Below are 10,445 nucleotides of genomic sequence, written 5' to 3' on the forward strand. Positions count from 1 at the left end.
CCGGCTTGACCGTGCCCGCGGCGGTGGTGAGCATCGGGAAGAACCGCGTCGACTCCGTCGCGGCGACCAGCACCGACTTGTACCCGGCGACGTTCGCCTGCGACGACAGCGCGTCCATCACCTGCGCGCGGGAGATGCGCGGGATCGACTCGACGGCGAACGCCTGCACCCCGGCGGCGGCCAGCGCCGGGATCTGGTTCTCGGCGTTGCGCGGGGCGAGGAACCCGATCAGCGTCTGCCCGGACCGCATCCGGGCGACCTCGGCGTCCGACGGCGGCGCCACCTTGAGCACCACATCCGCCGACCACGCATCCCCGATCCGCGCCCCGGCCTCGGCGTAGGCCTCGTCCGGGATCAGCGCACCGAGCCCGGCCCCGGACTCGACGACCACGTCGAGCCCCTTCTTGATCAACGACGGGACGATCATCGGCACCAGCGCGACCCGCCGCTCGCCGTCGTTGGTTTCCCGAACGACGCCGACGGTGGGTCGCGCTGTCACCGCGCGTCCCGTACCCATATCCTCGGTTTCCAAAGTTTTCGACTCCTGCGTTGAATCGGCACCTCACCGCGATGAGCGGCGGGTCTTGTGCGACGAGCGGCCGACTCGGGCCGTGCACGATGGGCGATGAGCCTAGTCAGACCTACCGCGCCCCGGACAGGGGCGCAACCGCTGGGTTTCGTCTGAATCGAGTCCGAACAGTCGGTCGATGCCAGAATGTGAGGTAGTTCACTTCACAATTCTGCCGTAACGGCGGTGAGGGAGGAGGGGCGAGTCCATGGCACGTCGCAGTGTCGTCGTCGAGCGCGTGTACGACCATCCGGGAGACGAGGAGGCGTTCCGGGTGTTCGTCGACCGGCTGTGGCCGCGGGGGCTGCGCAAGGACGCCTTCCATCACGACGACTGGGCCAAGGACCTGGCGCCGTCGACCGGACTGCGCAAGTGGTACGCGCACGACGCGTCGCAGTTCGCCGAGTTCCGCGACCGGTACCTCACCGAACTGGACGGCCCGGACGCGCGTGCAGCCCTGGCGCGCCTCGACGACTTGGCCGACGGCCGGTCCGTCGTCCTGCTCACCGCCACCCGGGACGTCGAGCACAGCGGCGCCGCCGTCCTCGCGGAGCGGATGCGGGGTGCGCGGTGAACGACGTGCCCGACGCCGGCGGCGACCCCGTGTGCTGGATGCACCGGGTCTGCCCCAACTGTGGCTTCTTCCTCGAGGAACCGGAGGCCCCGTGCCCACGGTGCGGCGCCGTCCTCCGGCACGACGAGGAGAGTACGGGCGAGTCCGGCTCCAGCCCCCTACCCTGACCCGATGACCACTGTCCCCGCGCGGATCCTCGATCTGGCCCGGCCCGCACGACGGGTCGCCGTGCTCACGGGAGCCGGAATGTCCGCCGAAAGCGGCGTGCCGACGTTCCGCGACGCGCAGACCGGCCTGTGGGAGCACTTCGACCCGGCCGACCTGGCGACCCCGGAGGCGTGGGACCGCGATCCCGCGTCGGTGTGGGCCTGGTACCAGTGGCGCGTGGCCCTGGTTCGACGGGTGCAGCCGAACGCCGGGCATCGGGCCCTGACCCGCTGGGGGTGCACCGTGGACCTGTCGATCGTCACGCAGAACGTCGACGACCTGCACGAGCGGGCCGGCAGCGCGGTGCTCGCGCATCTGCACGGCAGCCTGTTCTCGCCGCGGTGCGCCGAGTGCGGCATCCCCGCCGACCTGCCCGAGGCCCCCACCGAGCCGGTCGCCCGCCTCGCTCCACCGGACTGCGGCGCGTGCGGCGGCGACGTGCGGCCCGGGGTGGTGTGGTTCGGCGAGCCGCTGCCGACCGGACCGTGGGAGGCGGCCACCGCCTCCGTGCTGACCGCCGACGTGGTGTTCGTGGTCGGCACGTCGGGGATCGTGTATCCGGCCGCCGGCCTGCCCTCGCTGGCCCGCCGGCACGGCATCCCCGTCGTCGAGGTCAACCCCGAACAGACCGACCTGTCCGACCGGGTGGACGAGGTGTGGCGCACCACCGCAGCGGTCGGCCTGCCGCAACTCGTCGCAGCGGTCGCCGCGGAGCAGACGCCCCGCCTACAGTGAGCGGGTGAGCTCCTGTGTGTTCTGCGCCATAATTCGCGGCGACGCTCCGGCCGTGCGGGTGTACGAGGACGACGACGTGGTGGCCTTCCTCGACTTCCGGCCGATCGCCCGCGGCCACACGCTGGTGGTGCCGCGGGTCCACGCGCCCCGGCTCGACGATCTCGAGCCCGAGCACGGCGCCGCGCTGTTCCGGGCCGGGCAGCGCATCGCCCGGGGCGTGCAACGCTCGGATTTCGCCGCGGACGGCGCCAACCTGGTGTTCAACGACGGCCGGTCCGCCTTCCAGACCGTCTTCCACGCGCATCTGCACGTGCTGCCGCGGTGGCGCGGCGACAAGCTGCGCCTCGCGGCGGGACTGCTGCGGCGCCGACCCCACGACCCGGAGGCCACCGGTGCGGCGATCCGCGCCGGCCTGGCCCGTCTCGAAGCGGAGGACGCACTGTGACACACAGAAACACCACGACACACGGAAACACCACGGCCGGAGGCCCCGCCGGAGCGGACACGAACGCCGCGCCGGAGTTCCCGGTCGAGCCGATCCGCGCGCTGCTCCTCGAGCAGTTCGGGGTCATCGGCGAGCTGCTCACCGAGGTACACGGGGACACCTGGTACACGCCCACGTCGCTGCCCGGCTGGACGGTCAAGGACATCACGGCACACCTGATCGGGACCGAGTCGATGCTCGCCGGCATCGAGGCGCCGCACGTCGAGATCGACGTGCACGCCCTCGGCCACGTCCGCAACGAGATCGGCGCCTTCAACGAACGGTGGATCGAGTCCCTCCGCGGCACGCCCGGCGACGAGGTGCTCGCGCGGTACCGGGAGATCGTCGCGCGCCGGCAGGAGCAACTCGGGGCCATGACCCAGAAGGACTTCGACGAACCGGCGATGACCCCCGTGGGGCAGGCCACCTACGGCCGTTTCATGCGCATCCGCGTCTTCGACTGCTGGATGCACGAACTCGATCTGCGCGACGCGCTCGGCGTGCCCGGCGGCGAGGGCGGCGCCCGCGCCGAGCTCGCGGCCGCGGAGATCTTCGGGGCGCTCGCGTTCGTCGTCGGCAAGCGCGGCAAGGCTCCCGACGGGGCGCGGATCACGTTCGAGCTGAGCGGCCCGCTGGCCCGCACCCTCCACGTCGAGGTGGACGGCCGGGCCGCGGTCGTGCCGGCCCTGTCCGGGCCGGCGACGAGCACCGTGGCGATGGATTCGCGGCTGTTCGTGCGGCTCGCCGGCGGACGCACGCACGCGTTCGACCGTCTCGACGAGATCACCCTCGGCGGTGACACGACGGTGGGCCGGCGGATCGTCGACCACCTCGCCTTCACCATCTGATCGGCGGCTTCGTGCGGCTGTTCCTGTCGTCGTACCGGTTCGGCACGGATCCCGGGCTGCTCCTCGGGGTCACGCGGGGGCCGTGCCCGATCGCGGTGATCGCGAACGCGGCCGACGCATGGCCGCCCCGGGCCCGGGACTCGGCGGTGGCGAGCGAGCTGGCGCCGCTGCGTGCGCTCGGATACGAACCCACCGAGGTGGATCTGCGGGACCATGCCGGTGCCCCCGGCGGCCTGCGGGCGGCGCTGTCCCCGTTCGGAGCGTTGTGGGTGCGCGGCGGCAACACGTTCGTGCTGCGCGCGCGACTCGCCCTGTGCGGGGGCGACGAGATCCTCACGGACCTGGTCCGTTCCGGTGCACTGGCCTACGCTGGATACAGCGCAGGGGCGTGCCTTGTGACGCCGTCCCTGCGCGGTCTCGAATTCTCCGACGATCCCGGCGAGGTCGACGCGGTCTGCGGGGTTCCGGCCCGCTGGGACGGTCTCGGGTGGGTGGACTACGCGATCGTCCCGCACGCCGGGGACTCGCCCCTGGCCGACGCGGGCGTCGCGCGGACGCTGGACTTCCTCACTCGCGAGCGGCTGCCGTTCCGGGCGCTCGGCGACGACGAGGTGATCGTCGTGGACGAGTCCTGAGGCTCCGTGCCGGTGCCGTGGCTCACGGCCCGTTGCTCGCGCGGACGAACGGCGCGAACCGGTCGAGGGAGACCCAGGCCGTGCGGCACCGGCGGGCGGTGACCTCGTCGGCGCGCGCGAGCAGGATGTCGAGGAGTTCGCGGGGATTGTCCCGCCAGTGCAGGGCGAGTTGCCGTTCCTCCTCGTCCGACAGCGCCGCGAACCTGCTCGCCGCGGCGGCCCAGTCCGCCACGTTCCCGTGGTGAAGGCTCTCCAGCGCGTTGTAATCAACTCGCCGCGAAAGGAATTCGTCGGACAAAGCGCGGACGAGTTTCGCGTCCGGCAGCGCGGATGCGGTCATACGGCACCTCCTTCGAACGACCGTTGACGTTAGTGACCTGCGACAACCACCCGATCGCGCGGCCGGAACGATTCGATAACAGAGTGACTGGTGGGACTGATGTGACTTCCGCTGATAGGATCCGTACGGTGGAGACACTGACCGACCTGCTCACGAGCGGTGCGGCACCCTGGTGGGCCGTACCGGTGGGACTCGCGGCGGGCGTGCTCCTCGGCGTCCTCGCCACCCGGATCGGCGCGCGATCCCCGCGACGGAATGCCGCCGGGGCCGCGCCCCTGCGGGCGGCCGATCGCGCGCTGCAGGTCCGCTTCCTGCACGCCGCCGACAGCGTCTACAACCACCTGTTCGAGGCGGATCACTCCGCCCTCGCCGAGGCCGACCTCGCCGAGGCCCTGCAATCCGACGACCTGCACCTGCGCTCGGTCGCCCGCGGCATCGTCGACCTCGACGCGATCGTCAACGAGATGCGGCTGTCCGCCCCCGATCCGGTGCTCGCCGCGGCCGTCGCCCTCTTCGAATACCTCACCGCGGTCTCGAGCGACGGGACCGACGACCTCGATGCGTTCCGGGACCGCTACCTGACCCGCAAGTCCGCGTTCGTCGACGCCGTCCGCGCCGCCCACCCGCCGGCCGGCCCGGTCCCCGTATGAGCCCGTCTCCACTGTCGACTGCATCGCGTCACCACCACCACGTCACCGCTCACGTCACGCGGGGCCCGCCCTCGACACAGGTCCACAACCGGAACATCGCAGCCCACGCCGATCGCATTACCGACGCCGCGGGCGGATCCCACAGCCGGCGCGACGGCCGGTAGGGTCGTTGGCGTGACCAACGACGAGCACCGCATCGAACATCACGCCGAGCAGTCCCGGTTCGCGTTGTACACCGGCGACACTCTCGCCGCGTTCGCCGACTACACCGACTCGGACGGTGTGCGCGACTTCGACCACACGGTCACCCAGCCCCGATTCCGCGGTCACGGGCTCGCCGCCGAGGTGGTCCGCCACGCCCTCGACGCCACCCGTTCGGAGGGCCTGAAGATCGCGGCCTCCTGCTGGTACGTCGCGCAGTTCCTCGACGCGAACCCCGAATACCGGAACTGACTCGCCGAGGCGCGCGCCCGCCTCGACCAACGCCGAGGCGACCGCCTCGCTCAGCGGGCGCCGGTCTGCCGGGCGGGGGCGTTCCCGGCGCGCAGGCGCACGCCCAGCGCGACGAGCGCGGGGAAGACGACCAACCAGAGAATGCCCCTCTGCACGAGACCCGCGACGTCGTGCAGGGGCGCGTCGTCGGGCAGCACCAGCACGACCATGAGCGGGACGCCGGCTGCAGCGACGAGCCCCGCACCGAGCACGTAGCGTGACAGCGCCGGGAACCGCCCGTCGCGCGCGAGACGGCGCGACGTCACGACCAGGCCGAGCGCGATGCACGAGAAGAACGTGAAGCCGGAGACGAAGTGATAGCCCGGGTCGTAGGTGACCCCCGCCGCGTCCTCCCGCAGCGGGAACACCGCCGCGATCAGTGCGCCGACGCCGGCGAGACCGATCAGCACCGGGCCGAGGACGCCCGCCGGTCCCCGGTACACGGCGACGGCGAAGAGCAGCAGCAGCATTCCGAGCACCACGAAGTTGATCTGCTGGATCCAGCCGTTCGGGCCGGCTTCGAGCGCGCTGATCGTTTCCGCTGTCGGGCTGTACTCACCCCGCCGGGCCGCCTGCTGCGCCAGCACCACCACGGTGAAGAGAAGGGGCGCGACGATCCCCGCGATTGCGGCGGCTCGCCCAGGGACCAGCCGCGTACCGGGTCCGGCGCCGACGTGTGTGCTCATGACCGCTCCTGACCGAGTCCGAATCTGCCGTCGCAGAGGACGTTAGGAGCACCGACGGTGACCGGCATCGGAAGGATTGCCCATCGGGCTCGCCTCGGGATGGGAACTTCGACCCATCGCCCGGCGGGCGCCAGCGGTGCTGACGGTGCCTACCGCAACCGGCGGACCCGGAGCCTCGATGTATCCGTCGAGCAGGACGAACTGCGTCAGGGACGCACCGCGGTCGCCGTCCCGGTGCGCGACGACGGCGTCGGGATCGTGGGATGCCTCGCGGCGATCGGCGGCACCGGACGCATCCGCACCGACGACCGGGATCTGATCGATCTGCTCCACGAGTACGCCGGGCGCCTGCGGCTGCCCGGCGCGGCGCGGCGCCCGTGAGCGGGTCCACGCGCCGGTCAGCGGGACGCGTGCAGATTCCGGGCGGTCGGCGACGTCTCGACCGAGGCCGGGTCCGGTTCGGTGCCGAGGATCCGGTCGGCGGTGCCCGCGGTGGTGACGGTGAACCAGTAGTGCTCGTTCTTGAAATGGTGGTGCCGGTGGTGGCGCCACACCGCGCGGTAGGGCCGCGAGCTCGGGCGGTAGTCCGTGTGGATGAGGTAGTGCGTCCACTCGTAGATCAGGCCCAGGATGCCGACGGTCACCAGGAACGTCAGTGCCAGGCCGGCCCTGGGAAAGACCAGCCATGCGCCCGCGACGAGAACCGGCAGCAGCCACACCAGGGTCTGCCGGGGAATGAAGATCAGCGGCACGTCGCGCGGATCGCAGTGGTGCTCGCGGTGCTTGCGGGCCAGCAGCGAATCCAGCGTCATCCCGGCGATCCGGCGCGGCCGCCAGTGCAGGATGCCGACGTGGATCACCCATTCCACCAACGGGAACACCAGCAGTACGACCAGGGGGACGAGGGCGTCGGAGACCTGCCAGTCGCCGAGGAGAACCCGCGCGACGATCGCAGCGGCGAGCATCGCGCCGATCATCCACGGCGACGGGTGCCGCGCGAACTCGGCGGCGGCGTCCCGCAGCCCGATCGAGGCGCGACGGCTACGTCGTTCGGTTCGATTCGTGCTCATCTCCGGTTCCTCGCCTCCACGTGTTCCGCATGGTCGATGGCGGTCGTCAGGGCCGATGTGCCCAGGTCGAGCAGTTCTCCGGCGGCGCGTTCGGCGCCGTCCTCGTCGTGGGCGACGATCGCACCGGCGAGCCGTTCGTAGAGGTCGGTGCGGCCGACCTCGGCGAGCAGGACACCGGCCATCGCGGTCATGGCCGGTTCGTAGGCGTTGCGCAGGCTGTTGAAGATCAACCGGAACGCGAAGGAGTCGGCCGTGTCGACGACGCGTTCCCAGAATGCGAGGGCGGCGACCTGCAGCGCGACGGGATCCTCCCCGGCCGCGAGCCGCGTCACGGCCTCGCGCAACCGGGGCTGCGTCTCGTCCGTCGCGCGGGCGGCGGCGAGCCGGGCAACCTGGCAGCCGATGAGGCGTCGGGCCTCGAGAACGCTGCGGACGACGTCCCAGTCGGGCCGGCCGTCGCGCACGAGCAGTCGCGGGAGCAGTTCCGGACCGGCCTGGGTGCGGAAGTCCCGGACCGACGTCGCCTCCCCCTGCCGCACCTCCACCAGACCCGCGTGGGACAGCCGGGAAATCGCCTCGCGGACAGCGGGTCTCGATACGCCGAACGCTTCGGCCAGGTGGCGCTCGCTCGGCAGCGCCGCCCCGGCGGCGAGGTCGCCCCCGAGCACCCGGGCGGCGATCTGGTCATACACCTCGCCGGAGGCGGACTTGCGGGCGATCGGCTCGAACATCACGGACCGACCGTAGGCCGTCGCCCGGCCAGAGGTCAAGTGGTCATACCAGTTTGCTGTCGGCCGAATGTCCGTCGGCCGAATGTCACAGCGGGTCGATCAGAGCGACGCGCTGTGCCATTCGGCCCGCACGGGCCCGCCCGATCAGCTGAAGCCCATCACCTGGTCGCCCCAGACCTCACGCAGCACCCTGTCGGGGTCCGGGACGAGGGTGTCGGTGCTGTCGATCAGCAGGGTCATCCGCTTTCCGGTGTCGTACGGCGCCCAGTGCCGGGACCCGTCCAGGGCGGCGGGCACACCGTGATGCGCGAAGGCCAGCCAGCGGCGCTGGATCCGGCCCGAGACCACCGTCGCAGCCTTGCGGCCGCCGAGCCAGAACGTGGGGTCGCGATCGAGGGTCCCGAAGTTGCCGAAGACGTAGGGCAGTTCGGTGGCGTGGCCGGCGCCGATCCGCGCCGCCTTGAGCATCGGGGTGGCGTGGTCGAACCGGTACACCCACGTCGGCGAGTGGGCGCTGTGCGCGTCGGCGATCCACACCACCGGCATCCGGAACCCGGCGTCCCGCGAAAGCGCCATCGCCCCCGACGTTTTCGTGACGTCCGGATACGCGGAGATGATCTCCGCGATGCGGTCGGGCGGCAGCTCCGGGTGATCCGCGGCGAGCGCGTCGAGCATCGCCTGCACGGAGGCGTCGCTCACCGGCATCAACGGCGACTTCATGAAGCGGAAGATCGACGGCTCGTCCTTGTTGGACCCGATGATCAGGGGAATCCGGTGCGCGAGCCCCTTCTGGAACGCCGCCACCGGATACTTCGGCACCAGGTCGCGATCGACCACCGGCGCCATCGCGAGCGTGCCGGGGAACTTCGTGGGGATCTCACCGACGAGCACGTCGCCGGCATCGGTCAGCGTCTCGTGGGGCATGTCCCGCAGCGCCCACACCCGGGCCGGCGTGAGGTCAAGGATCTCGAGGAACCTCTCGGCGACCCGGGCCGCCCGCTCGGACCCGTATGCCGACGTCGCCGGCGGGCTCTGCGCGATGGCCCGGTGGAACAGGCCCTCGGCGCGGGGCACGGTCATCAGGGTGGTCAGCGACCCACCGCCCGACGACTCGCCGAACACGGTGACCCGGTCGGGGTCGCCCCCGAACGCGGAGATGCAGTCGCGCACCCACTCGAGCGCGGCGATCTGGTCCCGCAACCCGACGTTGGATTCGAAGGTGGTCCCGGCTGTCGAGAACGACGAGAAGTCGAGGAAGCCGAGGGCGCCGAGCCGGTAGTTGACCGTCACCACGACGACGTCCCCGCGCTCGGCGAGCAACCGTCCGTCGTAGATCCGCTGACCCGAGTACCCGAGGACGTAGGCACCGCCGTGGATCCAGACCATCACCGGCCGCGGCTCCCCGTCCGGCTCCGGTGCCCAGATGTTCAGCGAGAGGCAGTCCTCGCCGATCGACAGGCCCGGGTCGATGGGGATGGGATTGTTGCGGCCCTGCGGCGCGATGGGCCCGAACCGGCGTGCGTCGAGCACGTCGGTCCACGGCTCCGGCGGTTCGGGGGCGCGGAAGCGGAGGTCGCCGGCCGCCGGCGCGGCGTACGGGACGCCCTTCCACGCATAGACGGAACCGTCGCGGTAGCCGCGTACGTCGCCGTACTTGCACCCGACGATGAGAGTCTCGGCGTCCACGGTCCCTCCCGAACGAACGGTCTGGGGCCAACGTACCAACAACAGACAGGCTGCACGTGCAGCCCCGTCGGCCCGGCGCCCCGGGCCCCCGCGGGGTGCACCACGCCCGGTGCTATCGTCGCCTCCGTAGACACGGGGTGCTCCGCACACGCGCGGGAGCTGAGATCACACCCGTCGAACCTGATCAGGTAATGCTGACGAAGGGATGTCACGGCATGACCATGCCTGTCCATGCGTCGGGCCCGGAGGGGACCGACCGCTTCACCGATCTGCTGTGGGACCGCACGAAGGTCCTGCGCGAGGCCATCGACGACCTCGAGTTCCTGCGCCGCCTCGGCGACGGGACCCTGCCGCTCGACGCGTTCCGCTTCTACATCGAGCAGGACGCCCTCTACCTCGCCGGCTACGCCAAGGCGCTCGCCCTCCTCGCGGCGAAGGCGCCGGACCCGGGCACGGCCGCGTTCTGGGCCAACAGCGCGGCGACGGCCGCCACCAAGGAATCGACCCTGCACCGGGGTCTGCTCACCGGTGGGGTCCTGCCGCCCGCCGAGGGCGACCCCGCGCACTCCCCCGCCTGCCTCGGCTACGTCTCCTATCTGACCGCCACGGTCGCCACCGATCCGTATCCGGTCGGCGCCGCCGCGGTGCTCCCGTGCTTCTGGATCTACGCCGAGGTCGGCCGCGATCTGGCCGTCCGCGCCGCCGACGTGCTCACGGCGGACCCCACCCACCCCTACGC

14 protein-coding genes, 1 pseudogene and 1 riboswitch are annotated in these 10,445 nt (G+C 71.5%); of the genes and pseudogenes, 9 read left to right on the forward strand and 6 right to left on the reverse strand.

What is annotated here, in order from left to right:
- Positions 1–517 (reverse strand): annotated as a pseudogene (locus G6038_RS28695) (NAD(P)(+) transhydrogenase (Re/Si-specific) subunit alpha); the annotation flags it as partial.
- A gap of 259 nt (positions 518–776) precedes the next feature.
- On the opposite strand from G6038_RS28695, the gene G6038_RS28700 reads away from it, so the two are divergent.
- The 5 genes from G6038_RS28700 to G6038_RS28720 all read left to right on the forward strand — a co-directional run bounded on the left by G6038_RS28700 (position 777) and on the right by G6038_RS28720 (position 4,051).
- Positions 777–1,142 (forward strand): DUF488 family protein, encoded by a 366-nt coding sequence (locus G6038_RS28700; RefSeq protein ID WP_165042055.1) that lies wholly within the window; start codon positions 777–779, stop codon positions 1,140–1,142.
- A 171-nt stretch (positions 1,143–1,313) separates the two neighbouring features.
- Complete coding sequence (locus tag G6038_RS28705; protein ID WP_165042057.1) at positions 1,314–2,084, forward strand: NAD-dependent deacylase; 771 nt, start codon at positions 1,314–1,316, stop codon at positions 2,082–2,084.
- Between the two features lie 4 nt (positions 2,085–2,088).
- Complete coding sequence (locus tag G6038_RS28710) at positions 2,089–2,529, forward strand: HIT family protein (RefSeq protein WP_165042058.1); 441 nt, start codon at positions 2,089–2,091, stop codon at positions 2,527–2,529.
- Positions 2,530–2,621: 92 nt separating this feature from the next.
- Positions 2,622–3,416 carry a maleylpyruvate isomerase family mycothiol-dependent enzyme gene (locus G6038_RS28715; RefSeq protein ID WP_165042074.1) on the forward strand — a complete coding sequence of 265 codons (795 nt, stop codon included), beginning with the start codon at positions 2,622–2,624 and terminating at the stop codon, positions 3,414–3,416.
- A gap of 11 nt (positions 3,417–3,427) precedes the next feature.
- A complete protein-coding gene (locus tag G6038_RS28720; RefSeq protein WP_165042060.1) occupies positions 3,428–4,051 on the forward strand; it encodes a Type 1 glutamine amidotransferase-like domain-containing protein in 624 nt (207 codons plus the stop codon).
- Positions 4,052–4,073: 22 nt separating this feature from the next.
- Here G6038_RS28720 and G6038_RS28725 read toward each other — a convergent pair whose 3' ends face one another.
- On the reverse strand, positions 4,074–4,391 hold the full coding sequence (locus tag G6038_RS28725) for a hypothetical protein (protein ID WP_165042062.1): 318 nt from the start codon (positions 4,389–4,391) through the stop codon (positions 4,074–4,076).
- A 128-nt stretch (positions 4,392–4,519) separates the two neighbouring features.
- Between G6038_RS28725 and G6038_RS28730 the strand changes: the two genes are divergently transcribed.
- Together G6038_RS28730 and G6038_RS28735 are read left to right on the forward strand one after the other, a co-directional pair.
- On the forward strand, positions 4,520–5,041 hold the full coding sequence (locus tag G6038_RS28730) for a hypothetical protein (RefSeq protein ID WP_165042064.1): 522 nt from the start codon (positions 4,520–4,522) through the stop codon (positions 5,039–5,041).
- Between the two features lie 174 nt (positions 5,042–5,215).
- On the forward strand, positions 5,216–5,494 hold the full coding sequence (locus tag G6038_RS28735; RefSeq protein ID WP_006940123.1) for a GNAT family N-acetyltransferase: 279 nt from the start codon (positions 5,216–5,218) through the stop codon (positions 5,492–5,494).
- Positions 5,495–5,544: 50 nt separating this feature from the next.
- On the opposite strand, the gene G6038_RS28740 is transcribed toward G6038_RS28735, so the two are convergent.
- On the reverse strand, positions 5,545–6,219 hold the full coding sequence (locus G6038_RS28740; RefSeq protein WP_165042066.1) for a DUF998 domain-containing protein: 675 nt from the start codon (positions 6,217–6,219) through the stop codon (positions 5,545–5,547).
- Between the two features lie 99 nt (positions 6,220–6,318).
- Here G6038_RS28740 and G6038_RS28745 point away from each other — a divergent pair, with 99 nt between their 5' ends.
- Entirely contained in the window at positions 6,319–6,600 is a 282-nt protein-coding gene (locus G6038_RS28745; protein ID WP_206025788.1) for a hypothetical protein, read from the forward strand.
- Between the two features lie 17 nt (positions 6,601–6,617).
- On the opposite strand, the gene G6038_RS28750 is transcribed toward G6038_RS28745, so the two are convergent.
- From G6038_RS28750 to G6038_RS28760, 3 genes are all read right to left on the reverse strand, one after another.
- Positions 6,618–7,289, reverse strand: a complete 672-nt coding sequence (locus G6038_RS28750; protein ID WP_165042068.1) for a sterol desaturase family protein — start codon at positions 7,287–7,289, stop codon at positions 6,618–6,620.
- Entirely contained in the window at positions 7,286–8,020 is a 735-nt protein-coding gene (locus G6038_RS28755; RefSeq protein ID WP_165042076.1) for a GntR family transcriptional regulator, read from the reverse strand. Before G6038_RS28755 ends, G6038_RS28750 begins: the two co-directional genes overlap by 4 nt.
- Positions 8,021–8,164: 144 nt before the next feature.
- Positions 8,165–9,706 (reverse strand): carboxylesterase/lipase family protein, encoded by a 1,542-nt coding sequence (locus G6038_RS28760; protein WP_165042070.1) that lies wholly within the window; start codon positions 9,704–9,706, stop codon positions 8,165–8,167.
- A gap of 123 nt (positions 9,707–9,829) precedes the next feature.
- A riboswitch (TPP riboswitch) is annotated at positions 9,830–9,929 on the forward strand.
- On the opposite strand from G6038_RS28760, the gene G6038_RS28765 reads away from it, so the two are divergent.
- Positions 9,922–10,445, forward strand: a 524-nt coding sequence (locus G6038_RS28765) for a TenA family transcriptional regulator (protein ID WP_165042072.1), incomplete at its 3' end; no start/stop codon positions are given. (Overlaps the previous riboswitch by 8 nt.)

Origin of the sequence: Rhodococcus sp. 14C212 (genome assembly GCF_011058195.1) — a bacterium.
GTDB lineage: Bacteria > Actinomycetota > Actinomycetes > Mycobacteriales > Mycobacteriaceae > Rhodococcus > Rhodococcus aetherivorans.

Excerpts from the sequence above, each read along its gene's own strand:
- G6038_RS28700 (WP_165042055.1), top strand. The coding sequence starts at position 777 with ATGGCACGTCGCAGTGTCGTCGTCGAGCGCGTGTACGACCATCCGGGA.
- G6038_RS28705 (WP_165042057.1), top strand. The coding sequence starts at position 1,314 with ATGACCACTGTCCCCGCGCGGATCCTCGATCTGGCCCGGCCCGCACGA.
- G6038_RS28725 (WP_165042062.1), bottom strand. The coding sequence starts at position 4,391 with ATGACCGCATCCGCGCTGCCGGACGCGAAACTCGTCCGCGCTTTGTCC.
- G6038_RS28740 (WP_165042066.1), bottom strand. The coding sequence starts at position 6,219 with ATGAGCACACACGTCGGCGCCGGACCCGGTACGCGGCTGGTCCCTGGG.
- G6038_RS28745 (WP_206025788.1), top strand. The coding sequence starts at position 6,319 with ATGGGAACTTCGACCCATCGCCCGGCGGGCGCCAGCGGTGCTGACGGT.
- G6038_RS28750 (WP_165042068.1), bottom strand. The coding sequence starts at position 7,289 with ATGAGCACGAATCGAACCGAACGACGTAGCCGTCGCGCCTCGATCGGG.
- G6038_RS28755 (WP_165042076.1), bottom strand. The coding sequence starts at position 8,020 with ATGTTCGAGCCGATCGCCCGCAAGTCCGCCTCCGGCGAGGTGTATGAC.